The 23,520-nt window shown below is 65.5% G+C and carries 24 protein-coding genes; 12 read left to right on the plus strand and 12 right to left on the minus strand.

All coding sequences use genetic code 11. From position 1 onward, the window contains the following. Positions 1 to 148: 148 nt before the first annotated feature. On the plus strand, positions 149 to 1,699 hold the full coding sequence (locus tag G6N27_RS10990; RefSeq protein WP_372513047.1) for a dolichyl-phosphate-mannose--protein mannosyltransferase: 1,551 nt from the start codon (positions 149 to 151) through the stop codon (positions 1,697 to 1,699). Between the two features lie 102 nt (positions 1,700 to 1,801). Then, a complete protein-coding gene (locus tag G6N27_RS10995; protein ID WP_163776360.1) occupies positions 1,802 to 2,680 on the plus strand; it encodes a hypothetical protein in 879 nt (292 codons plus the stop codon). Between the two features lie 36 nt (positions 2,681 to 2,716). Here G6N27_RS10995 and G6N27_RS11000 read toward each other — a convergent pair whose 3' ends face one another. Continuing rightward, positions 2,717 to 2,920, minus strand: a complete 204-nt coding sequence (locus G6N27_RS11000) for a hypothetical protein (RefSeq protein ID WP_163776361.1) — start codon at positions 2,918 to 2,920, stop codon at positions 2,717 to 2,719. Between the two features lie 124 nt (positions 2,921 to 3,044). Further along, the gene (gene arcA, locus G6N27_RS11005; RefSeq protein WP_163776362.1) at positions 3,045 to 4,253 is read right to left on the minus strand and encodes an arginine deiminase; all 1,209 of its coding nucleotides are present in this window, start codon (positions 4,251 to 4,253) and stop codon (positions 3,045 to 3,047) included. Positions 4,254 to 4,290: 37 nt separating this feature from the next. Between arcA and soxR the strand changes: the two genes are divergently transcribed. Beyond that, positions 4,291 to 4,722 (plus strand): redox-sensitive transcriptional activator SoxR, encoded by a 432-nt coding sequence (gene soxR, locus G6N27_RS11010; protein WP_163776363.1) that lies wholly within the window; start codon positions 4,291 to 4,293, stop codon positions 4,720 to 4,722. 53 nt (positions 4,723 to 4,775) lie between these two features. After that, the gene (locus G6N27_RS11015) at positions 4,776 to 5,372 is read left to right on the plus strand and encodes an alpha-ketoglutarate-dependent dioxygenase AlkB (RefSeq protein ID WP_179963373.1); all 597 of its coding nucleotides are present in this window, start codon (positions 4,776 to 4,778) and stop codon (positions 5,370 to 5,372) included. Positions 5,373 to 5,375: 3 nt separating this feature from the next. On the opposite strand, the gene G6N27_RS11020 is transcribed toward G6N27_RS11015, so the two are convergent. Genes G6N27_RS11020 through G6N27_RS11030 form a run of 3 tightly spaced genes read right to left on the minus strand, consistent with a single transcriptional unit; the run spans position 5,376 to position 7,716 of the window. After that, entirely contained in the window at positions 5,376 to 6,032 is a 657-nt protein-coding gene (locus G6N27_RS11020; protein WP_163776365.1) for a DUF5642 family protein, read from the minus strand. Between the two features lie 24 nt (positions 6,033 to 6,056). Further along, a complete protein-coding gene (locus G6N27_RS11025) occupies positions 6,057 to 6,719 on the minus strand; it encodes a DUF5642 family protein (RefSeq protein ID WP_163776366.1) in 663 nt (220 codons plus the stop codon). A gap of 1 nt (position 6,720) precedes the next feature. Then, positions 6,721 to 7,716: a GNAT family N-acetyltransferase gene (locus tag G6N27_RS11030; RefSeq protein WP_232064958.1), complete on the minus strand. Its 996-nt coding sequence runs from the start codon at positions 7,714 to 7,716 to the stop codon at positions 6,721 to 6,723. 117 nt (positions 7,717 to 7,833) lie between these two features. Here G6N27_RS11030 and G6N27_RS11035 point away from each other — a divergent pair, with 117 nt between their 5' ends. Then, positions 7,834 to 8,580 (plus strand): class I SAM-dependent methyltransferase, encoded by a 747-nt coding sequence (locus G6N27_RS11035; protein WP_163776367.1) that lies wholly within the window; start codon positions 7,834 to 7,836, stop codon positions 8,578 to 8,580. A 3-nt stretch (positions 8,581 to 8,583) separates the two neighbouring features. Here G6N27_RS11035 and G6N27_RS11040 read toward each other — a convergent pair whose 3' ends face one another. Further along, entirely contained in the window at positions 8,584 to 9,132 is a 549-nt protein-coding gene (locus G6N27_RS11040) for a hypothetical protein (RefSeq protein WP_163776368.1), read from the minus strand. A gap of 141 nt (positions 9,133 to 9,273) precedes the next feature. Here G6N27_RS11040 and G6N27_RS11045 point away from each other — a divergent pair, with 141 nt between their 5' ends. The 7 genes from G6N27_RS11045 (at position 9,274) to G6N27_RS11075 (ending at position 17,655) form a co-directional block, all read left to right on the plus strand. Continuing rightward, positions 9,274 to 9,957, plus strand: a complete 684-nt coding sequence (locus tag G6N27_RS11045; RefSeq protein ID WP_163781653.1) for a TetR/AcrR family transcriptional regulator — start codon at positions 9,274 to 9,276, stop codon at positions 9,955 to 9,957. Between the two features lie 209 nt (positions 9,958 to 10,166). After that, the gene (locus G6N27_RS11050) at positions 10,167 to 11,378 is read left to right on the plus strand and encodes a cytochrome P450 (RefSeq protein WP_163776369.1); all 1,212 of its coding nucleotides are present in this window, start codon (positions 10,167 to 10,169) and stop codon (positions 11,376 to 11,378) included. Then, entirely contained in the window at positions 11,375 to 12,211 is an 837-nt protein-coding gene (locus tag G6N27_RS11055) for a mycofactocin-coupled SDR family oxidoreductase (protein WP_163781655.1), read from the plus strand. The genes G6N27_RS11050 and G6N27_RS11055 overlap by 4 nt, the downstream gene beginning before the upstream one ends. 26 nt (positions 12,212 to 12,237) lie before the next feature. Further along, positions 12,238 to 13,206: an enoyl-CoA hydratase/isomerase family protein gene (locus tag G6N27_RS11060; protein ID WP_163776370.1), complete on the plus strand. Its 969-nt coding sequence runs from the start codon at positions 12,238 to 12,240 to the stop codon at positions 13,204 to 13,206. Between the two features lie 16 nt (positions 13,207 to 13,222). Beyond that, positions 13,223 to 15,574: a CaiB/BaiF CoA transferase family protein gene (locus G6N27_RS11065; RefSeq protein ID WP_163781658.1), complete on the plus strand. Its 2,352-nt coding sequence runs from the start codon at positions 13,223 to 13,225 to the stop codon at positions 15,572 to 15,574. Between the two features lie 48 nt (positions 15,575 to 15,622). Further along, positions 15,623 to 16,384 carry an SDR family NAD(P)-dependent oxidoreductase gene (locus G6N27_RS11070; RefSeq protein WP_163776371.1) on the plus strand — a complete coding sequence of 254 codons (762 nt, stop codon included), beginning with the start codon at positions 15,623 to 15,625 and terminating at the stop codon, positions 16,382 to 16,384. Continuing rightward, positions 16,384 to 17,655 carry a hypothetical protein gene (locus tag G6N27_RS11075; RefSeq protein ID WP_163776372.1) on the plus strand — a complete coding sequence of 424 codons (1,272 nt, stop codon included), beginning with the start codon at positions 16,384 to 16,386 and terminating at the stop codon, positions 17,653 to 17,655. The genes G6N27_RS11070 and G6N27_RS11075 overlap by 1 nt, the downstream gene beginning before the upstream one ends. On the opposite strand, the gene G6N27_RS11080 is transcribed toward G6N27_RS11075, so the two are convergent. The 6 genes from G6N27_RS11080 to G6N27_RS11105 are packed head-to-tail and all read right to left on the minus strand — an operon-like array spanning position 17,644 to position 23,516. Further along, the gene (locus tag G6N27_RS11080; RefSeq protein ID WP_163776373.1) at positions 17,644 to 18,762 is read right to left on the minus strand and encodes a M24 family metallopeptidase; all 1,119 of its coding nucleotides are present in this window, start codon (positions 18,760 to 18,762) and stop codon (positions 17,644 to 17,646) included. The genes G6N27_RS11075 and G6N27_RS11080 overlap by 12 nt on opposite strands. Next, on the minus strand, positions 18,759 to 19,994 hold the full coding sequence (locus tag G6N27_RS11085; RefSeq protein ID WP_232064960.1) for a M24 family metallopeptidase: 1,236 nt from the start codon (positions 19,992 to 19,994) through the stop codon (positions 18,759 to 18,761). Before G6N27_RS11085 ends, G6N27_RS11080 begins: the two co-directional genes overlap by 4 nt. Then, a complete protein-coding gene (locus G6N27_RS11090; RefSeq protein WP_163776374.1) occupies positions 19,991 to 21,154 on the minus strand; it encodes an amidohydrolase family protein in 1,164 nt (387 codons plus the stop codon). The genes G6N27_RS11085 and G6N27_RS11090 overlap by 4 nt, the downstream gene beginning before the upstream one ends. Then, positions 21,151 to 21,291: a hypothetical protein gene (locus G6N27_RS11095; RefSeq protein WP_163776375.1), complete on the minus strand. Its 141-nt coding sequence runs from the start codon at positions 21,289 to 21,291 to the stop codon at positions 21,151 to 21,153. Before G6N27_RS11095 ends, G6N27_RS11090 begins: the two co-directional genes overlap by 4 nt. 36 nt (positions 21,292 to 21,327) lie before the next feature. Next, the gene (locus tag G6N27_RS11100) at positions 21,328 to 22,281 is read right to left on the minus strand and encodes an SDR family oxidoreductase (protein ID WP_372513048.1); all 954 of its coding nucleotides are present in this window, start codon (positions 22,279 to 22,281) and stop codon (positions 21,328 to 21,330) included. Next, positions 22,275 to 23,516, minus strand: a complete 1,242-nt coding sequence (locus tag G6N27_RS11105; protein ID WP_163776377.1) for a cytochrome P450 — start codon at positions 23,514 to 23,516, stop codon at positions 22,275 to 22,277. The genes G6N27_RS11100 and G6N27_RS11105 overlap by 7 nt, the downstream gene beginning before the upstream one ends. Between the last annotated feature and the right edge of the window lie 4 nt (positions 23,517 to 23,520).

Here is a 23,520-nt window from a genome sequence, read left to right on the forward strand (position 1 = left end):
TTAACGATCGTCGGTGAGACGATTCACAATGCGGTCAAGATCGAGTAAAACTGGCTTGCCTGTGTTGTTGGCAGCGTCGCCCCTGGCAAAAATCCTGATGGGAGGCTGTTTGCCTGGACGTGACGGCCCACAGCTTACGATCGGTCGCGTGACCGCTCCGCCCGATGAACTCGTCGCTGACGAGGCTGCGGTACCGGTGATCAGCCCGGGGCCAACCGAACAGGCGCCTGACTTCGGACCGGTCGACCGGTTGCAGGGCTGGGTGGTGACCGGCGTCGTCACGGCGCTGGCCGCGGTGACGAGAACAGTGAACCTGGGGTCGCCCACCGATGCCGGCACGCCGATCTTCGATGAGAAGCACTACGCGCCGCAGGCCTGGCAGATGCTGCACAACCACGGTGTCGAGGACAACCCCGGCTATGGCCTCGTCGTCCATCCGCCGGTGGGCAAGCAGTTGATCGCGATCGGCGAGGCACTCTTCGGCTACAACGGGCTGGGCTGGCGCTTCACCGGCGCGGTCCTCGGCATCGTCATGGTGGCACTGGTCGTCCGGATCGTGCGGCGTATCAGTCGGTCGACGCTGGTCGGCGGGATCGCCGGGATGCTATTGATCGCCGACGGGGTCAGCTTCGTGGTGGCACGCACGGCGCTGCTCGACGGGTTCCTGGCGTTCCTGGTGGTCGCCGCGTTCGGCGCGCTGATCGTCGACCGGGATCAGGTCCGCGAGCGCATTTACGTCGCGCTGACCGAAGGCCGCATCGACGAGACGATCTGGGGTCCGCGGCTCGGTGTGCGGTGGTGGCGGTTCGGTGCTGGCGTGCTGCTCGGATTGGCTTGCGGGACAAAGTGGTCCGGGCTGTATTTTGTGGTGTTCTTCGGCTTGATGTCACTGGGGTTCGATGTCGCGGCGCGCAGGCAATGCCGGGTGCTGCGGCCGTGGCTGGGGACGATTCGCCGGGATCTGATCCCCACCGTGTACGCGTTGGTGCTCGTCCCGTTCGGTGTCTACCTGGCCAGCTACGCGCCGTGGTTCGCCTCCGAGACCGCCATCGACCGCCACGAGGTCGGCCAGTCGATCGGATCACACACGAAATTCCCACTGCCCGATGCGATCCGCTCGCTGTGGCATTACACCGCGAAGGCCTACGAGTTTCACGCCGGCCTGACGAATGCCGCGGGTAACCATCATCCGTGGGAATCCAAACCGTGGGCGTGGCCGATGTCGCTGCGGCCGGTGCTCTACGCCATCGACCAGCAGAACGTTCCGGGTTGCGGCGCGCAGTCATGCGTCAAGGCCGTGATGTTGGTTGGGACGCCGGCGATGTGGTGGCTGGCGGTCCCGGTGCTCGGCTATGCGTGCTGGCGGACGTTCGTGCGCCGCGACTGGCGTTACGCCGCGGTGCTGGTTGGCTACTGCGCCGGTTGGCTGCCGTGGTTCGCCGACATCGACCGGCAGATGTACTTCTTCTACGCGGCCACCATGGGACCGTTCTTGGCGATGGCGATCGCGCTGATTCTCGGCGACATCTTGTACAAACCCAACAAGAACAGCGAACGCCGCACCCTCGGGCTCATCGCGGTGTCCTGTTACGTCGCATTGGTTTTGACGAATTTCGCCTGGCTCTTCCCGGTGCTGACCGGCCAGCCCATCTCGCAGAACACCTGGAATATGGAGATCTGGCTACCCAGCTGGCGTTAGTGGTTGACCGCGAAACAGCAGCGAAGGCTGTGGTTTCGCGCCTATCCACAGCCCTGGCTTCTGACTGGCGATATGTCGGTGCCACCGATCACGATCAGATGCATGGACGAAGTCATCATCGGAAGCGCGTCGCTAGCCTCAGGCTCGCTGACTCGCGGACAGCTGCGCTGGAATTATCGGCCGATCTTTCGCGACGTCTACATTCCGAAGTCGATGCCCCGATCGTTGGAGGTTATGACGATCGGCGCCTGGCTGTGGTCCGGCCGGAGGGCGCTCGTTACCGGTCGAGCGGCTTCGGCGCTGTACGGCGCACGATGGGTCGGGGAACACGCGCCAGTCGAGCTGCTCTGGCGCAACAACCACTGCCCTCCGGGCATCATCGTTCGCAGCGAGCGATTTCAGGCGGACGAGGTCGCATCGATCGCCGGAATCTCGGTTGCCACGCCAGCTCGAGTGGCTTATGACCTTGCCCGCCACCTGCCCCGGACCGAGGCTGTCGCTCATCTCGATGCACTTGCCGGCGCGACGGGTCTCACGGCTCGGGAGGCCATGCACCTCATCGACAGGTATCCGGGCGCCCGCGGCAATAAGCGAGCACGACAGGTCCTCGACCTCATGGACGCGGGCGCAGAATCACCGAGGGAATCGTGGTTGAGACTTGTTGTGGTCGACGCTGGGCTTCCCCGGCCCGTCACGCAGATTCGAGTGACCGATGGACAGCTGGTCGCCTACCTCGATATGGGTTGGCGGGACAAGCTCGTCGCTCTCGAGTACGACGGCGACCAACATCGCACGGACCGCAGGCAATATGTCAAAGACATTCGACGAGCAGAAATGTTTGAACGGCTCGGTTGGCACGTGATCAAGGTGATCAAGGAAGACCGTCCGCGCGACGTCGTTGCGCGGGTTTCGCGGGCGCTTGGGCTAGTCGGCGACGCCGCGGTGCCGCCATACAGAAGCCAGGGTCGTGATGCCGCGTAATTTACTGCCTTGGCTTCTGTTTCGCGCAGAGATCATCTAGCCGCCCAGGCTGCACGACTCTTTGAGCTTCGGCGCGTACGTGACGTCGCCGCATTCGCATTCCCACGTCGTGTGTCGTCCCCGACGGCAGGAGCACGACATGCTTCCGGCCACCATGCGGTCCGGCAGCAACCAGTGGCCGCGCCCGCAGCGATAAGGCTGCGACTCGGTGTAGGGCACGCGGTCAGTATCGATCGTCACGACCACCACGCTGACAGGTTGCATGGGACAACGGCAACCCGGATGCCGGATCGTTACCACCCGGTGTCCGGCAGCGCGCGTGTCGGTTATCGAATCGAAACCGGAAACGCTGAAACGCAGAACATTACAGCGGATCGCGGGCGGCAGGGCATGCCATGCACCGCGGGCCGCCACGCCCGGTACCCAGTTCGGACGCGGCGATCGTCAGCACCTCGATGCCGGCGTCTTCCAGGCGGGCGTTGGTTCGCGAGTTGCGCTCATAGGCAACGACCACACCCGGCGCCAGCGCCAACGTATTGTTGCCGTCGTCCCACTGTTCTCGTTCGGCCACAACGGGATCGCGTCCGGTGTCGATGACGCGCAACTTCGCGATGCCCAGCGCGTCGGCCGCGGCGTCGACGAACGGCGCTTCATCGGAAATCCGAACCCCGTCCGGCGTGCGCGCGATGGTGAACGCGGACAACGTGTCCACGACGTTGGCGTACATCACCACCGCATCGGTGTCGACCATCGTGCACACGGTGTCCAGGTGCATCTGCGCGCGTCGCTGAGCCAACGGCACCGCCAGCACCGTTTCGGCCAGACCGTCGTCGAACAGGCTGCGCGCCAAAGCTTCTGCGCCTGCCGGTGTGGTACGTTCGCCCACTCCGACCGCGAGCACCCCCGGAGCCAGCAGCAACACGTCGCCACCTTCTACCGGCGCGGTACGCGATTCGTAGGCGCGCCGAACGCCGGTGAATCGCGGATGGTGTGCGTAGATCAGGTCGGTCAGCGACGACTCGCGGGCTCGTGCCCGCAGCGCCAGCGACGGGATCACCACCCGGGGTCCGACCCAGATCGACGAGTCGCGGGTGAACACCAGGTTCGGCAACGGCTCGATGACGAAGTCGGTGTTGCGATGCATGCGGCGGACCAGCGAGTCATCCGGGCGCGCGTTCGACGGCAGTTCGTCGAACGTCATACCTGCGGTTAACACATCGGCCAACCTCGCCGGTTCGAGGCCGCGCAGGTAAGCCGAAAGCTCCTGCGCCAGAGGAGATCCGAGGCGTTGGGCATTGACCGCCGCCGCGATGCCCTGCATCCTGGCCGCGCCGCTGGCCAGCGCCTCGTTCAGCAAATCCGACAGCAAGAGCACCTCGACACCGCGAGAGCGCAGCAGCCCGGCGAACTCGTCGTGCTCCTCCTGGGCCCGTGCGACCCACGGCAGCCCGTCGAACAGCAGATCGTCATTGTTGCGCGGTGTGAGTCGGCGCAACTCGGCACCGGGCCGGTGCACGATCACCACCCGCAGTGCGCCCACCTCGGAATCCACACCCAAGCTCACATCTAGCACGGTAACGCGGAAAGCGACCTCAAGTATCGTTCAGGTTGTGGACGGCCAAGAGCTGCTTCCCGGCGAACTCGCCCGTCGGGCCGGCGTCGCGATCTCGGCGCTGCACTTCTACGAACGCCAAGGGCTGATCACCAGCAGGCGCACATCGGGCAATCAGCGCCGCTACAGCCGGGACACTCTGCGCCGGGTCGCGTTCATCAAGATGTCGCACCGGCTGGGCATTCCGCTGGCCCGCGTCCGCACGGCGCTGGCGACGCTGCCCGCCGATCGGGTTCCGACCAGCAGGGACTGGGCGCGGTTGTCGGCCGGTTGGCGCTCCGATCTCGACGACCGGATCCTTCATCTAGAACGGCTGCGGGACAACCTCGCCGACTGCATCGGTTGCGGCTGCCTGAGCCTGCGCAGCTGCGCGCTGTTCAACCCCGACGACGTCCTCGGCGCGCAGGGACCCGGTGCAGCCCGGCTCTGACACGGTCGTACCGCCACGCGAAAATCGAACAATTGTGCGATAGACTCGGCGCCGTGACGATCGCGGTACAGGAGTCGTTGTTCGAAGCGAACGACCGCAGATCACTGGGCGACGGGGCGTGGATCGACATCCGCGCCGGATGGTTGACCGGCGTCGACGAGCTGTTGGGCGAGTTGCTGGAAGCGGTTCCGTGGCGCGCCGAACGGCGCCAGATGTATGACCGCGTCCTCGATGTTCCCCGTCTGGTGAGTTTCCACGATTTCACCGTCACCGACCCGCCACATCCCGGATTGGCCCGGCTTCGCCGCCGGCTCAACGACATCTACGCCGGCGAACTCGGCGAGCCGTTCACCACCGTGGGCCTGTGCTGGTATCGCGACGGCTCCGACAGCGTGGCCTGGCACGGCGACACCATCGGCCGAGCCAGCACGCAGGACACCATGGTGGCGATCGTCAGCCTCGGCGCTACGCGCACTTTCGCAATGCGGCCCCGCGGTGGTGGCCCGTCGTTGCGGCTGCCGCAGGCGCACGGTGACCTGTTGGTGATGGGCGGCTCGTGTCAGCGGACCTGGGAGCACTCGGTGCCGAAAACGTCGGCGTGCATCGGGCCGCGGGTCAGTATCCAGTTCCGGCCCAGAGACGTTCGCTAGTCGTCAGCCCTTGGTCAAGGCGACCGACTTGACGAGCAGGTCGCACGCTCGCTTGGTGTCTACGGGCGAGGCGGGTTGGCCGGGGACCGTCACCGCATTGGCGGTGACGATCACCTGATAGTCGCCGAAATGCGCGGTGTAGTTGTACAGTTCGCCGCTGCGCGGCTTTCCCTGCACGACAGTCTGGATGACCCGGTGCACTCCAAGGGTGCGCGTCCCATCGATCTGCGGGGTGTCGACGACTTCGATGAGTCCACGGACGCGGCCCCCTTCGAACGCCACCTTCTGGCAGTTGCGGCCCGGGTCGCTGAACGGAATCGGGGCTGAGGTCTGCACCGCCATCGCGATGTAGCGGTTGCCGTGTCCTTCGGCCTCCACCGCGGCCATGTTGCCCTGCAGGCCCGCGGGCATGTCCTCACCGACCACGAACGACGAGCAGTCGGGTGGGTGGAACGTCAGGCCCGGCGGAAGTTTATGCGTGGACAGCACCTTGGGATCGATGGCAGTCTTCGGGACGTCCTTGATCTTGTATTCCGGGCCGAACAACGACTTCACCTGCGAAATCTTGGTGATATCGGCAGTCACGGTCTCCGATGATCCGTGCGATGAACACGCCGCCATCAGGCAGACACATCCGATAGCTGCAGCCGTCCGCATCATTGGCCTCAATCTAACGCACGCCTATCAGCCGCGTAAGGCCGACACGGTTTTCGCCAACAGGTCGGCGGTGAACTGCGGAGTCAGTGCCGGATTCGGCGACCCCGGGTCACTGATCAACGTGGTGAACGCGTAGTAGTCGCCCAAGTATGCGGTGAAAGTGTCTGCCCGGGAGACGATTTGATTGCCGCCCTCCACCGAAGTGGTGATTTCGGCTGCCATGCCGAGGGTTTCGGCTCCGTCGATGTGCGGCGCGTCGACAAGGTGAACGCGTGCGACGGCACGCTTGCCGGTCATGCTCCACTGCCGGCATTGGCCGGTCAGCGACTGGTCCAGCCCCACCGGGCCCGTCGGCGCGGCCACCACCATCGCGTAGATCGTGCCACCGGCACCCGATCCCGAAATGCCCTGAGCGGTTTGACCGCGACCGGCTGCCGGATCCGCCAGTGCACCGCAGCGCCTGGGACTGGCCGAACCACCCGCACCGATGCCCCAAATCGACTGCGGTGCAGTAATTCCGGACGCAGCGTGCACTTCGTAACCGGACGGTAGGTCGCGTCGCACCCGCCTGATGTTGCCGGGGTCGATGTGACGAGTCGCCGGTTTGGCCGACGGCGCGGGCGCACGTTCAGCGGGGTGAGTACACCCAGTGAGCAGCAGGACCGCTGCCGCCACGACCGATCGTCGCATGCTAGTTGACGGCCCGAATGACTTGGCGTGCAGAGTGGTTGATCTCGGCGGCCATGTCTCTGCCCAACGGCGAACGATGCGGATCGGGAACGTCGGCGATGAAGGTGACAACCCCGACGTCGTCGCGGTGCCAGACCGCGCCGTAGTGATCGATGATCGTGCGCATCGCGACGTTGTCGGCAAGCATGCGGCCGGTGAACTTTTCGACTCCGGCGACCCGGGCCGCGATGGACAGCGCGTCAATCAGAAACGAGCCGATTCCGCGCCCCTGATACTCGTCGGCGACGGTGAACGCGATCTCGGCGACGGTGGGATCGTGATCCTCTCGCACGAAACGGGCATCCGCCATCGGGTTGCCGTCGAGGTCGGTCATCACCCAGACGAAGTGGTCGACGTAGTCGACCTCGGCCAGGTAGTCCATCAGCGCCGTGCTCGGCACGCGCGCCGACATGAATCGCCGATAGAGGGTGTCGCTGGAAAATCGGACGTGCCCCTGCAGGGTTCGCGCGCTGTCGCCGGGCAGCACCGGCCGAAGCAGCAACTCCGTCCCGTCGCGAACCCGTACCGGGATCGGCGTGACGAACGCTGCGAGTCGCTGACGGACCGTGCGTACCAACCGGCTCATGATCCCGGGGATGTGCACCAATCGCGCGAACGCGTCGCTGTCGCCGATCCACCCGATCAGCGGTTCGGTGGTGGTGACCGTCGCGGTCCGCGGAATGTGGCGCAGCAGTGCGATCTCACCGACGATCATTCCGTCCGACACCTCCTCGACGGTCACCGTGTCGTCGTCGGCGACATGCCTGATCTCGGCCGTTCCCGACGAGATCAATAGAAAGGACACCGCCTGCTCGCCCTGCTGCATCAGGGTCTGACCGGCAACGGCTTCCAACGGCTGCAGGCTGGCCGCCAGCGGCATCAAGTCCTCGGCAGGACATCCCTTGAAGATGTCCAGTGCGGCGAGTTCGACGGCGCGTAGCGCGGTCAGTTCGGTCACAATGCCGCCCCTGTCCGGTCGCGGTTCGATGCTGCCCAGGTTATGGGTTGCGATCGTAGCGCTGCAAGGACGCGCCCCGAATGCGCATCACGACGGGCCGCGCGTCAGACTCACGGCATGGCTAGCACCGCAGATCCGCTCCAGACAACCCGCGATTTGCTCGACCGCCCGGCCACCCTGCGGCACGGCTTTCTCGACGTGCTAGGCAAGTCGGTCGTCAGCGAGACACCGACGCTGGCGCAGCGGGCGATGAACAGTCCGCTGGTCGCCACCGTGTACGAGCGCGTGTGGCGCCCGGTGGCGTTCTACGTCGCCAGCGGTGTCACCACCGGCGCTGAGCAAAGCCGCGCGGCCGAGGCGCTGGCACTCTCCGGCGCGCACCGGCTGCTCGACATCGCCTGTGGACCAGGCAATTTCACCGGTCAGCTGGCCAGACGACTGCCCGACGACGGCCTGGCCGTCGGGTTGGACATCTCGGTGCCGATGCTGACCCGCGCCGTGCTGGACAACAGCGGGTCACGTACCTGCTACGTCCGCGGCGATGCGGGGACGCTGCCGTTCGGCGACGAAACCTTCGACGCCGTCTGCTGTTTCGGCGCGCTGTATCTGATGCCCGAGCCGTTCCTGGTGGCTCACGAGATGGTCCGGGTGCTGCGGCCGGGCGGTCGGGTGGCGATACTGACCAGCTACGCCGGGCAGCCAGCGCCGGTGCGTAAGGCGATGAATGCGGGCGCCCGCGTGATCGGGTTGCAGATGTTCGAGCGACACGCGTTCACCGAACTGTTCACGTCGTCGGGTCTGGTCGACGTGCAGCAGCAGACCCAGCGCTCACTGCAGTTCGTCACCGCCGCCAAGCCCGGTTGACGGTCAGACCATGGAGTAGAAACCCTCATCGGCGGCTTCGGCGACGGTCGCTCCCCCGGCGGCCATGGCGTGTGATTTGAACACCTGGGCGGCCGCGCTCGGCCGGTGCCGGACCGGAATGTATTTGCAGTTCAGGCTCGGCGGGTGGGCTCGGCCCCAGAGCAGCACCTCGGTCACGGCGTCCTCGCCCGCGGCGAGAACCTGCCGGCGGACGGCTTCGCTCTTCACGATCACGTCACCGGCGACCGCGAGCATCTGCGGCGCGGGCAGCACCGCCAGTCGGTCCGGCACGAGCGTCACCCGGGCGCCCAGAATCCTGACGGGCCGGTCGTCGATGACGTGATCACCGTCGACGACGACGGACACGTCCCACCCCGCCATCGCCCGATCGAAGATCAGGCCGCCGATCGACGTCACCGCGTCGGCGATGTCGGCGGCCACCACCTGAAACTGGTACCGGCCGAAGTCCGCGGCGGGCGTTCGCGCCGACGCTGCGCGGGGCAGACGAGCGGGGCGGTGCAGTTGAGGGAGCGGGCTGGCGGGAGCGGCCACATGAAGTCCGTTCGACGGGTTACGCAATTCTCGGGCTTACACTACGAATATAGAGTAGCCTGATCTCGGACGACAACCTAACTCACCCTGGGATCAGCTTTGACATCTAAACCGCGGGTGGGTGGCCGCTACACTGCCCGCATACAAAAACGACGCAAACCCAATCCGGACCAACGTCGCCGCGAGCTCTGCGACGCGGCGATCCAGCTGCTTGCCGATGACGGCGCCAAGGGCCTGAGCCACCTGAAAGTCGACGGCCGCGCCGGCGTGCCCGACGGCACGACCTCGTTCTACTTCCGCACCCGCTCGGCGTTGCTGCACGCGATCGCCGAGCGGATGGTCGAACTCGACTTGGCGGCGCTGCAGGCCGTCGCCGACAGCCCGGGCCTCGACGACGGGGCGTCGGCCTCGACGCTGGCCAAAGTCGTCATCCAGTCCGGCGTCGACCCGCAGCTGAAGCTCACCAAAGCGCGCTATGAGTTGACCATTCAGGCCACCCGGGATCCGGTCATCGCCGCGACCCTGCAACGCGCCACCGACGCTTTCACCAAAATGCACCACGACATCCTGGTGCAGCTGCTGCCGCACGGCGCGGATCTGGATCCCGATGTCGTGGACGATCTCAGCAACGTGACACTGACCTTCATCAACGGGCTCATGCTCCGGTTCGTGCACGGCGATCGGATCATCGACAGCCCCGAACAACTCGACGCCGTCCTGGCGGCGATCGTCACCGGCATCCTGCGCAGCGACCAGCGGGGCCGGCTCACCCACGACGGCGCCGTGCTGCAGCCGCCCTTGACGCGATCGCTGCCGCGGCGATAAGAGCGGAGTTCTTGCTCAATACCGGCCCGTGTGGTTCTCTACGGCAATAGAGTTAATCGGTCGCCGGTAAGCCGACGAGCGCGGTTCTATTAAGCAGAAGGTACAAATCGCCCGAACCGTCGCACACGCTGACAGACTGACGACACCCACGCCGGTATCCGGCACATCCGAATCTCGGAAAGTTGTGGCGAAAGGCAAGTTTCGTGGCGATGAGCACCGACACAGAGGCTCACGACGTCGAGGATGTCTACTACGACCCCTATGACGTCGTCCTCAACGCCAACCCCTATCCGATGTTCGGCCGCCTGCGCGAAGAGGCGCCGCTGTACTACAACGCCCAGCACGACTTCTATGCGCTGAGCCGATTCGACGACGTCGACAAGGGTCTGGTCGATCACGCGACATTCAGTTCAGCGCGCGGCATCATTCTGGAGTTGATCAAGGCCAACCTTGACATTCCCCCGGGCCTGCTGATCATGGAAGATCCGCCGATCCACGACATCCACCGAAAATTGCTGGCGCGCATGTTCACCCCGCGCAAGATCGCTGCGCTGGAGACGCAGATCCGCGACTTCTGCGCGGAGTCGCTGGATCCGCTGATCGGCACCGGGCACATCGACTTCGTCGCCGACCTCGGCGCCCAGATGCCGATGAAAGTCATCAGCATGCTGCTCGGCATCCCGGAGGACGACCAGGAATTCATCCGCGACCACACCAACCGGCAGATGCGCACCGAAGCCGGCAAACCCATGGACCATGAACATGGCCTGGCCACCGGTGAGATCTTCGCCGCCTACATCGATTGGCGCGCCGAGCACCCATCCGACGACATCATGACCGAACTGCTCAATGTCGAGTTCGTCGACGAGACCGGTGCCACCCGCCGCCTGACCCGCGACGAACTGCTGATCTACCTCAACGTCGTCGCGGGCGCGGGCAACGAGACCACGACCCGCCTGATCGGTTGGGCCGGAAAGGTTCTCGCCGAACACCCAGACCAGCGCCGCGAACTGGTCGATGACCCGGCGCTGATACCGCAAGCCATCGAGGAACTGCTGCGGTTCGAACCGCCCGCTCCGCACGCAGCACGGTACGTCGCGCGCGACGTCAGTTTCCACGGCCAGACGGTGCCCGAAGGCAGCGTGATGATGATGCTGATCGGCGCCGCCTGCCACGACCCACGCCAATTCGGCTCGGACAGTGAAGAGTTCAACATCCACCGTCCACTCCGTCAGCACCTCGCGTTCAGCGTCGGCACGCACTTCTGCCTCGGGTCGGCGCTGGCCCGACTGGAAGGGCGCGTCGCCCTCGAGGAGCTGCTCAAGCGCTTCCCTGAGTGGGACGTCGACTTGGCGAACGCCCGGCTCAGCCCGACGTCGACGGTGCGGGGGTGGGAGTCGATGCCGGCTTCCACGCCATGACCGGCCGCGTCGAGGGCAAGGTCGCGTTCATCACCGGCGCGGCCCGCGGGCAGGGCCGCAGCCACGCCGTGCGACTGGCCCAGGAAGGTGCCGACATCATCGCCGTCGATGTCTGCGGGCCGATCGACAATCTGGCCTACCCCCATTCGACGCCCGAGGATCTGGCCGAGACCACCGACCTGGTCAAGAATCTGGACCGGCGCATCGTCACCGCTCAGGTCGAGGTCCGCGATTACGACGGGCTCAAGGCCGCGGTCGACAGCGGTGTCGAACAACTCGGCCGCCTCGACATCATCGTCGCCAATGCCGGCGTGGGTACCGACGGCAGGCCGCTGCACAAGATTCGTGAGAACGTCTGGCAAGACATGATCGACATCAACCTCAGCGGCGTGTGGCACACGGTGAAAGCGGGCGTGCCGCATATCCTTTCGGGCGGCAGCGGCGGGTCGATCGTGCTCACCAGCTCGGTCGGCGGGCGCAAGGCCTACCCGAACACCGGCCACTACATCGCCGCCAAGCACGGTGTCATCGGCCTGATGCGCACCTTCGCCGTCGAACTCGGCCAGCACATGATCCGGGTCAACTCGGTGCTACCCACCCAGGTCGCCACCACAATGGTGATGAACGAAAACACCTTTCGGCTGTTCGCGCCACACAAAGAGAACCCGGGGCCGGAGGACTTCGCGCCGATCTCGCAGATGATGCACACGTTGCCGGTGCCCTGGGTGGAACCGGTAGACATCAGTAATGCCGTGCTGTTTCTTGCCTCTGATGAATCCCGTTACATCACAGGCGTTTCGCTTCCCGTCGACGCGGGCAGCTTGCTCAAATAATCAACAATCAAGACTGGAGATGACTAATGGTTGAGTTCGACTACGAAAAGCTGAAGAAGGAAGCCGAGCAGTACATCAGGTTCGAGAAGGACAAGAAGAACCGGATCGCCTACATCACCTTCGACCGTCCCGAGGCCCAGAATGCCACCAGCCTGGGCATGCGGCAGAACTACGCCGACCTGATCCACAAGTGCAATGTCGACGACGACGTGAAGGTCGTCGTGATCCGTGGCGAGGGTGACGATTTCGGCAGCGGCGGCGATCTGCCCGAACAGCGTCCCATGCTCGAGAATCCCGGCCTGCCGCTGCATCACGAGCTGGCGATCAACGACGACGACGTCAAATACCCGCCCGGCGGCTCCTACCGCTACCTGTCGACCGTCACCGACTTCTACGCCAAGGCCCGCGCCGGAAACCGCCCGCTGCAGGAGCTTAGGAAGATCAGCATCATCGAGGCCAAGGGGTACTGCTACGGCTGGCACTTCTACCAGGCCGGTGACGCCGACCTGGTGATCTCCTCCGACGACGCGTTGTTCGGCCATCCGGCATTCCGCTACGTTGGGTGGGGCCCGCGGCTGTGGTGGTGGGCCGAGACGATGGGCCTGCGTAAGTTCTCCGAAATGCTGTTCACCGGGCGGCCTTTCACCGCCAAGGAAATGTACGAGTGCGGCTTCATCAACAGCGTGGTGCCCCGCGACAAGCTGGAGGCCGAGACCGAGAAGTACGCGCTGGCGTGCTCGCGGTCCCGCCCGACCGACACCGTCGCGGTGCAGAAGACGTTCCTCGAGTTGTACAAGCAGCACAAGGGTGAGTACTTCGGCAGCCTGCTGACCGGCATGGTCGAAGGCATGCTGCCGTTGATCAAGAACGACGCGGAAGAAGTCGACCTCACCGGCGGCACTTTCGAGAAGGGTCTCAACAACGTCGTGAAGGACAACGACTTGAACTTCCCGCCCGAGTGGCGGCTGAGCCGCTCGGGGCGTGCCAAGCCCTGACGTCTCGGGGTCGCACATGTCGGCGTTGACGGGTTTCAGGATCGTCGAGCTTGCCGAATCGGTTGCCGGAGAATACTGCGGCAAGCTTCTCGCGGACTTCGGCGCCGAGGTGATCAAGGTCGAACGTCCGGGTCGAGGTAGCCCGACCCGGGCGATGGCCCCGATCGTCGGTGCCGGCGGCGGCCCGGAGCGAAGTGCGCTGTTCGCCTACCTGAACACCAACAAGCGTTCGGTCGAACTCGACGTCGACGAGACTGAGCTCTTGCATCAGATCATCGCGACCGCCGACGCCGTCGTCGGCGAGCTACCGGTGCGCCAACTCGCTACTCGTCACCCGGGTGTGGTGTTCTGCTCGGTCACGCCCTTCGGCGCACAGGCACCACCGGAACTGCACAACGCGAAGAGCCTCAATGTCTTTCACAGCAGCGGGTGGGGATACCACACACCCAGCCACGCCGATGCGGCCAAGCCGCCGCTGAAGGGACCGGGTCGTTTCCTCGCCGACTACGAGGCCGGGCTCGACGCGGCACTCTGTGTCGCGTCGTCGCTGTTCTGGCATCTGCACACCGGCGGCGGCCAGTCCATCGACGTGTCGGCACACGCGGTGCTGGCGTCGCGTGCCGACTGCGTGCTGGGCAGGTTCATCACCGGTGAGGTCTCCCCGGAGAACACCCGCGACGACTACGACCAGCAGGGCCCGGCCTCCTTCTTCGCCTGCGCCGACGGGTTCGTCTACCTGTACATGACCAGCGGTAACCACTGGTCGGCCCTGAAACGGCTGATGGGCCAACCAGACTGGCTCGACGCATTCGACGATGATTGGCTGGAGTTCTCGGTCACCCCGGAGAAGGTTGCGACATTCCGGAACGGCTTCGCCGAGTGGGTCCGCGGCCTGACCAAAGATTCCGCATCCGAGGAGGCCCAGCGACTGGGTGTCCCCTTGGTTCCGGTGAGAAGTGCCGCCGATCTGAAGAATTCGACGCAGTACCGGCATCGCGGCTTCTTCCACGAGGTCACCCACCCGGTGCTGGGGCACGCGTCCTACCCCGGCGTGCCGTATCTGCTCACCGCATCGCCGGCGCGCATCAGCAGCCCCGCGCCCGGATTGGGGCAACACACCGCTGAGATCCTGGGCGGCCTCGACGCACCGCGTCCGGTAGCGAAACTGTCAGTGGGACAACTCAAATTGCCCAAGTTTTCACGCGGCGGTCCGCTGGAAGGCGTTCGCGTCGTGGAGCTCACCAAAGTGTGGGCCGGCCCCTACGCCGGTAAATTACTGGCGTTTCTCGGTGCCGAGGTGATCAAAGTGGAAAGCTCGACCCACCCCGACGAGATGCGCGCCTACGGCGGCACCGATATCAACCACGCCCCGTACTTCCTATCCATCAATCCCGAAGTGCTCAGCGTCGAACTCGACCTCAAGTCGACGGTGGATCTGGACCGGCTCACCGAGCTGATCGCGCAGAGCGACATTGTCATCAACAACCTGCGACCCGGCGCGATGGAGCGGATGGGGCTCGGCTACGACCAGCTGAAAACCGCTAAGCAGGACATCATCTCGGTGTCGATCAAGATGTGGGGTAACGACGGGCCGCTCGGTTACCAGACCGGCTACGCGCCGTGCTTCGCCGCTCTGGCCGGCATGGCGTCGCTGGTGGGCTATCCGGGTGGGCCCCCGCTGGGCACCAGCATGCGCTACGGCGACTCGACCGTCGGCGCCGCCGCCGCGTTCGCGGCCATCGTGGCGCTGCTGCACCGCGACCTGACCGGCGAGGGCCAATTCGTCGACGTGTCAGCGGTCGAGACGCTGTCGACGATGATCGGCGACTGCCTGCTCGAACAAGAATTGACCGGCACGCAGCTGCTGCCGGATGGCAACCGGCATGCCGACATGGCGCCGCACGGCTGCTATTCGTGCTCCGGCGGGGACTGGATCAGCATTGCGGTCGCCGACGACATGCAGTGGCGCTCGCTGTGTGACGTGCTTGGCGCCGCCGCGCTGCTCGATGACGAGCGATACCAGAGGATGCCGGATCGGCTCCAGCACACTGATGCGCTCGACCACGACATCGCCAACTTCATCCGGCACCGCGATGCGAGTCAACTGGCGCAACAACTTCGGGCCGCAGGTGTGCCGGCGGGCAAGAGTGCGACGGCCACCGACATCATCAGCGATCCGCTGCTGTGGGATCGCGAGCTCTTCCGCTTCGTCAGCGATCACCGCGAGGGCCAACGCCCGGTGCTCGCCGCGCCGTGGCGGATGTCGGCCGTCGAGGCCGAAATCGCCCGCGGTGCGCCCGACCTCGGTGAGCACGACGACTATGTTCGTGACGAGATCCTCGGTTCGCACGCGATGGAGGGGACATGACGGCGGCGGCGACGATTCAGAGCGCAGCGATGAGGAGGAGCGGCGCAGATGACTGAGCTGGCCGGCACGGTGGCGCTGGTGACCGGCGCCAGCAGCGGTATCGGCGCCGCGACGGCAGCGGCACTGGCCGCTCAGGGCGCCGCCGTCGCGCTGATGGCCCGCCGCGCCGATCGGCTGGACGAGGTCAAAGCCGACATCGAATCGGCCGGCGGCACCGCGCTGGCGGTGCCGGCCGACGTGACCGACGCCGACCAGGTCGGTGCGGCGGTGCAACGCATCGTTCACGAGCTGGGACGCCTGGACACCGTGGTCAACAACGCCGGGCTGATGCGGATGGCACCGGCCGTCGAAGCGCCACTTCAGGATTGGGACGACCTGGTGCGCGTCAACGTGCAAGGGGTGCTCTACGTGACGCGGGCCGCCATCCCCCACTTGATCGACGCAGCCGCGGACTCGCCGCGCGGCGTCGCCGATCTGGTCACCATCAGCTCAACCGCCGGCTGGGTCGCCCGGCCAGGCACCGCGGTCTATTCGCTGACCAAATTCGGGGTGAACGCGTTCAGCGAGGGCATCCGACAGGAACTGATCGGTAAGCGCGTCCGCGTCGGAGTAGTAGGGCCCGGGACCGTCGACACAGAGATCAGCGACCACCTGCCACCGGACCGGCGTGAGGCGTTCGACCGCCAGACCGCCGGCATGGTCAAGTTGGCGCCCGAGGACATCGCCGACGCCGTACTGTACGTCGTCACCCGAAACCGCAGAGTCGCCGTCAATCACATGCTGGTCCGGGCCGCCGAGCAGACCTGGTAATGACCCAGCAATGGGCCACCGGCGATCACTTCGGCCTGTCAATACCGGCTGACCCCGCGACGTTGCGTAGCTCCGGCACAACATTTCTCACCCAGGCGTTCCGGGCCTCCGGCGCACTGGGCGCCGGTCACACCGTCGAGCGGATCAGCCAGTGCGACGACTTCGCGGGCGGAAGCACCGGCCGCAAGGCCCTGCTGCGCGTTGCGTACGACACTCCGTCCGGCGCTCCCACCGACCTGTTCGTGAAGTTCTCCCGCGACCTCGACGATCCGATCCGCGACCGCGGGAAAACCCAGATGGAATCCGAAGTCCTCTTCGCCGCCCTGTCCCGTGAACCCGGATTTCCGATCACCGTGCCGGACGTGTTGTTCGCCGACTATCACCGCGACAGCGGCACCGGGATCCTGATCACCGAACGAATCCAATTTGGCGCCAACGGTATCGAGCGTCAGTACCACAAGTGCCTGGACTACCAGATGCCCGACCCGCTCGAGCACTACCGGGCATTGGTGTCGGCGCTGGGCCGACTGGCCGGCTACCCCCTGTCGGCCGCCCACGCCGCACGGTTCCCGATCGACATGCAGAGCGCACAGGTCGGTGAGCGGGTGTCGATGTCCCCCGAAAAGCTGCACCGGCGACTGGACCAACTCGCCCGATTCGCACAGACCTGCCCCGGACTGCTGCCCGCCAATGTCTGCTCACCGCAATTCATCACGCGCCTACGAGACGAAGCGCCCCGATATCTGCGGCACGAGGCGGCGATCTGGGACGGGCTGGCCGGCGACCCGGACTACATCGCGCTGTGCCACTGGAACGCCAACATCGACAACGCCTGGTTCTGGCGTGATACCGATGACGTGTTGCACTGCGGACTGATGGACTGGGGATGCGCCGGCCGGATGAACGTGGCGATGGCACTGTGGGGAGCGTTGTCGGGCGCCGAAACCGGGTTGTGGAACGACCATTTCGACGAGCTACTGGAGTTGTTCGCCGCAGAGGTCCGCGGTTGCGGCTGGCCGGATCTCAGCGTGCCCGCGCTGCACGACCAGATCATGCTGTACGTCGGGGTCATGGCGGTCGCCTGGTTACTCGACGTGCCCGCGCTGATCCGGTCGCGGTTCGGCGACGCCGCTGCGACGTTGACCCGGAAAGATCCGCCCATCAAAAACGACGAGAGCGTCCGGGCCCCGCTGCAGATGTTCACCAATGCGCTGAACCTCTGGGAATCAAGGCAGTTCGGTCAGATCCTCGACACGGCGTCAATGCCATGACGGGCTGGCGGTCAGTACCTCCGGCCCGTCGTCGGTGATGAGGACGGCGTCGCGGCGAAGCACTCCGCCGACGCCCTCCTGCCACACGTAGCCGGTGAGCGCCAGCACGATACCCGGATCCAGGTGTTCGGCAGCGGCCGTGGCTGGAAGCTGTCGGGACACCACCGGTGGGTCGAAACCGAGCCCCAGCCCGTGCGCGACCGCCATCGGCGGCAGCGGCTCACCGGCGTCGTCGTAAGCGGCGAGCAGACCGCTGGCTTTGTCTCCGGGCCGGCAGGCCGCAATAAGCTTGTCCCACAGCCGGTTCGAGCGTTCATACAGCCGGGTCGTCGAGCCGTTGGCGTCGCCCACCGGCCAGGTCCGGGCCACCTCGGCGACATAGCCGTCGGCCAGGGCGCCGGCGGAAAACGCGATCAGGTCGCCCGCACGCAGCTGCCCGTCGCCATGTGCGCGTCGCCAGGGGTGTTCTTTCGAGGTCACCCATGCGGCGTCCTGGGTGGCCGGCGTGCTGACTCCGCCGGCGGCCATCGCTTCGAGCACCGCACCGGCCAATGTCTGCTCGGATAGCCCGGGCCGCAATTCGGCGACGGCTGCGGCGATTCCCATCTCGGCCACTCGCAGCGCGGCGGACATCGCCGCGATCTCGTCGGACGTCTTGACCCGCCGCGCCGCCAGCATCGCCTGCTCCCCGTCGACGAATTCGGCGTTCGGGAAGGCCATCGGCAGCAGCGTGCCGAAAGTCGGTGATATCGCGTCGGTTCCGACCCGACGCGCCGTCGACGCGCTGTCGATGTTCTTCAGCACGTCGATGAACGTCATCGGATTCCAGGCCAGGCCGTAGAGCCTATCGCGGCCGATCTCCTCGGGTACGCCCTCGTCGTCGGTGCTCATCAGATGGATTTCGCCGCTGGCGCGCGCCACCACGCAGACCGGACCGAACGGCCGCGTTCCGCCGATCCACAGCTGCGGTGCACCGGTCACATAGCGGACGTTGGCCTGGCGACCCAGCACCAGGATGTCGATGTCGTGGGCTTCCATCTGCGCCAGCGCGCGTTCCCGCCGCCCGATCCGCAAATCCCTTGCGTCGGGCAAAACCTCAGTGCTCACGTCTGCTCGCCATAGGGCGTGTAGGGGTAGTCGGTGAGCCGGATATAGCCGTCGTCGGTGATGACCACGACCTCCTCACTTCGGTAACCGCCGGTGCCGTCTTCCCACACCACCGGCTCGAGCACCAGCGTCATGCCGACCGGGAAGACGAAGTTGTCGTCGTATTCCGAGCCCAGGTCGGTGCCGATCATCGGCTGTTCGGCAGGGTAGGTGCCGATGCCGTGGCCAAGGTAGAAGTGCGGCAGCCATGGCTTGCTGCCACCGTTCGCGGCGATCGCCGCGCGCGCGAGATCACCAGATGTCGCGCCGGCTTTCGTCACCTTCAGCACTGCGTCGAGGATGTGCTGCCACTGCTGGTACTGCGCCTGCTGACGAGGCGACGGCGTGTCCCCGACGATCCAGGTGCGACCGAAATCCGAGCAGTATCCGGCGTAGCTGATGCTGATGTCGGTCCACAGGACGTCACCCCGGGCGAGTTCGCGTTCGTTGGTCAGCAATGGCAGCGCGAGGTCGCCGTGCGTCGTCCACACACCCTCGGCGCGTGACGGCGGCATCACCTGCCAGATCGCCTCCAACATGTTGGCCGTCGCACCCAGTTCGAAGACCCGGCGCACCAGTCTGGCCGACAGATCGGTCTGCCGCACACCGGGTGCCAGCTGCTGTTGTACATCGACCATCGCCTGTTCGGTGATGCGAATGGCCATGCGCAGGCAAGCGATTTGGTCGGGTGTCTTGACCAGATTCGCCGCCCCGACGACGACCGAGGCATCCGACGGTGGACCGCCGGGGAAGACACGATCCGCGGCTCGTCGCATGGCGCCGGTGATCTCGTCGACCGCGACAGCGGCACCGGCCGGTATCAGGTCGCCGATCACCCGTGCGAATTGCTCAACGCCCTCGTCCAATTCGAGATACAGCGCATCGTGCCGGTGATCGTCGGGTACTTGCGACTCGGACGCTGCGCCTTCTCGGAACGGGTAGAACAGGTGCGGGTGTTCGTCGTCGGCCAGCACGATGGCGACCGGTCGCTCGACGTGCGATAACCCGGCATCCAGGACCGGCCAACTCGCGCCCGTCGCGTACACCACGTTGTCGTTCATCAGAAGGATCAGCGCGTCGACGCCGTGATCGGCCATCGCCGCGCGCAGTCGCGCGTTGGTCTCGCGGTGCATGCGCGCCCGATCGGGCTCGTCGGGGATGACGAAACTCGGCGTGCTGGTGGCGACCGTCATGGCAGACCCAGGAATTTCGTGATGTTGCCGCTGACGATCTTGGCGGCGTTGTCCGGTCCGACCGCTTCCACGACCGCGGCCAGCGACTGCTCGGAATATCCGAAACTGCTTTCGTTGTGCGGATAGTCGGAAGACCACATCACCTTGTCGACACCGATCTGTTCGATCAGGCTGAGTCCGAGCGGGTCGACGATGAACGAGGCGCTCATGTGAGTGTCCCAGTAGTACCGGATGTCATGATCCAACCGGTGGTCCAGCATGTGCTGGTAGGACGCGAGAACGTGCTCGGCGTCTTGCAGGGCCGGCGGAATCCAGGCGATCCCGCCTTCGAACCAGCCGATCCGCAGGCTGGGGTGGCGGTCGAGGATGCCGCCAAAGATGTACTTGGAGAACATTTCCCGGAATCCGTCGATGTTGACCATCATGGCCACCGCGACGTTGTTGACTTCGCAGGGCGCCTTCGGCGGGGTTTCGCCGATGTGGTGTGTCACCGGCAGGCCGGACTCCTCGATCGCATCCCACACCGGGCGCATCGCGCGGCACGCGTAGTCCATCATGACGCCGTCGGCGTCGTTGCCCGGGTTGAGCGGCAGCAAGAACGTTTTCAGGCCAAGTGATTTCAGCTCGGCAAGTGTCCGCTGGGCGCCAGCCGGATCCCACCAGTTGATCAAGCCCACACCAAGGAAGTGGCCGTTAGAGCGTTCCTGGAGATCGGCGATGTACTCGTTGTAGATCCGGAAGACGCGTTCGCGCATCGGCTTGTCCGGGAAGCCGAACATGGCCAGTAGCGCGTTGGGGAAGGCCAGTTCCCGGTCGACCCCGTCTTCGTGCAGTTCGCGCACCCGGGCTTCGATGTTGTCGGTGGCCGCGCCAGCCAGATCGTCGTACTGCATCAGCACCGCGGTGAACACGTCGGGCAGGAACGACTGGCCCTGGTGGCCGATCTGGTAGGCGCCGTCCTCGTACCAGATCCGCGGCGCGCCGTCCCTGAGGTCGTCGGGGAGACGTTCGTAGAAGATATCGGCGGCCAGGGAAATGTGAGTGTCGGCGGAGAACACTTCGGTGCCCGCCGGAAGTCCGACGTCGCCTCGGGCGTGGCCGCGGCGATTCTTCGGCGCACCGAAGCCTTCAGGTGGATAAAGCACAGTGGCATTAGTCATTGTTCCAGCGCACCAATCAGTTTCAGATCAGACAGATACTTGCAGATTAACTCTTTGGACAGCTGCGGTATGGAGAGTCCGGATTTCTCTACCGCGGTGCCGAAAACGGCCGGCCGGTCGCGTCCGACGAACGCCATTGCTACCACTTCCTCATTGACGTGGTCCGGGTTTGGTTACGGCGGAAAGCTGACGCCGGTCTGGTGTTCGGAGAGCTGCCACAGCCGCTCGCTGTCGGCCATACTGCGCACCATCTTCGGCATCTTCGCCAAAGTCACTCCGCCTCCGGCACTTTCGTAGAGGCCGCGGGGTCCGTAGTACGCGCCGCCGTGGGCGTCAGCCGACACCGCGGCGTACAGCGTGGGTTTGATGCCCTCGTCGATATCCAGCCACATGAACGGCACCAACCGCCACGACAGCCGGGCCAACCGTGCCCCCAGTGTCGGCCTGCCCCTGATGAACGACTCCCCGCTGAGCAGGTTTGTCTTGCTCAGCCCGGGATGGGCCGCATTGGACAGCACCCCCCAACCGCCGGCTTCGCTGCGCCGATTGAGCTCGACGGCGAACATCAACTGCGCGAGTTTCGCGATCCCGTAGGAATGCATCGGTTTATAGCCGCGCTGCGCATTGGGGTCGTCGAAATCGATATTGCTCTGCCCCGCGGCCAGGCTGCTGACGCTCACCACCCGTGCCGACTCTGCGGCACGCAGCAGCGGCAGCAGCAGCGCCGTCAGCGCGAAGTGACCGAGATGGTTGGCGCCGAACTGCAGCTCGAACCCATCGTCGGTCTGCTCACGCCGCGGTGGCGTCATCACTCCCGCGTTGTTGATCAGGACGTCGACCGGCCGGCCCTCGGCCATCAACTCTTCCCCCAGCGCCACAACGCTTTTCAGCGACGCCAGGTCGAGCTGTCGGATGGTCAGCTTGGCGTCGGGAACGTCGGCGCGGATCTTGTTGATCGCGGCTTCGCCCTTGGCCCGGTTGCGGATTGCCATCACCACGTCGGCGCCCGCCGCGGCCAGTCGCCGGGCCAGGCCGAATCCCAGGCCACTGTTGGCTCCGGTCACCACGGCCAGCCGGCCCGACAGGTCGGGCACGACCAGCGACAAATCCGGCGGGTTGGTCACCACGTCAGGGGTAGTTCGTAAATTCCGTAGGCCAGGGCGTCGTGCTTGAACGGCAGCTGCTCTACGGGCACGGCGAGCTGCAACGTCGGGATACGCCGAAACAGCGTGTGCAGCACGATCTGCAACTCCATCCGGGCCAGTTGCTGCCCCACACACTGATGTCGCCCGTAGCCGAAGCCCACGTGCGGGTTGTCTTCCCGTCGCAGATCCAGCTGATCGGGATGCGGGTAGCGGCGAGGGTCCCAGTTGGCCGGCGGGACATCGAGAATGATGCCCTCGCCGGCTTTGATCACCTCGCCGGCGACCGCGATGTCCTCGACGGCCACCCGGCGCTGCCCGGTCTGAATGATGCTCAGGTAACGCATCAATTCCTCGACAGCAGTGGCGATTTCCTTCGGATCGTCGGTATCGCGCAGCAGCGCCAGCTGATCGGGATGCTCCAGTAGCGCGACAATGGCCAGGCTGATCATGTTCGCAGTGGTCTCGTGACCGGCGATCAGCACGCCGGTGGCCAACTGTGCCGCCTCGCGGACGCTGAGTTCCTCGGCGTTGACCCGCTCGGCCAGGTCGCCCACCAAGTCCTCGGTCGGGTTCTCCATTTTGGCGCGAACGAGTTTGGCGATGTAGCGCGCCAGCGCGGTAGCGCCTTCGGCCGACTCCTCGGCCGTGGCGTAGCGGCCCATCCCTCTGGATGCCTGCTCCTGGAAGAACTCCGCGTCCGAATACGGCACGCCCAACAACTGACTGATTACCAGCGAGGGAACCGGAAGCGACAGCGTCTCAACCAGATCGGCCGGCTTGGGGCCGGCGAGTATCGCGTCGATGTGGTCGTCGGTGATCTTCTGGACGGCCGGGCGCAGGCCCTCGACCCGCTTGAAGGTGAACGGTTTGGACAGCATGCGCCGAAACCTGGTGTGCTCCTCGGCATCCGAGGTGAACACCGAGCGGGGCCGCTTGTCGACGGTTGCCAGCATGCCCTCGTTCCAGTGCGGATAACCCGGCCTGCGGTCGTCGACGCTCGCCCGCGAGTCGGCGAACAGCGAACGGATCGCGTCGTAGCCGGTGATCAGCCACGGCGTGCTGCCGTCCCAAATCCGCACTCTGCTCAGCTGTTTGGCGGCGTTGAGCTCCAGCGCAACCGGTGCGGGCGCCAGCGGGCAGCTCGCCGCCCGGGCCATCGGGTAGTTCGGGATCTCGGCCGCGGCCTCAGCTGTGTCACCGGTCAGGGTGTCAGACATATCG

It is taken from the genome of Mycobacterium cookii (genome assembly GCF_010727945.1).
Classification (GTDB): Bacteria; Actinomycetota; Actinomycetes; order Mycobacteriales; family Mycobacteriaceae; genus Mycobacterium; species Mycobacterium cookii.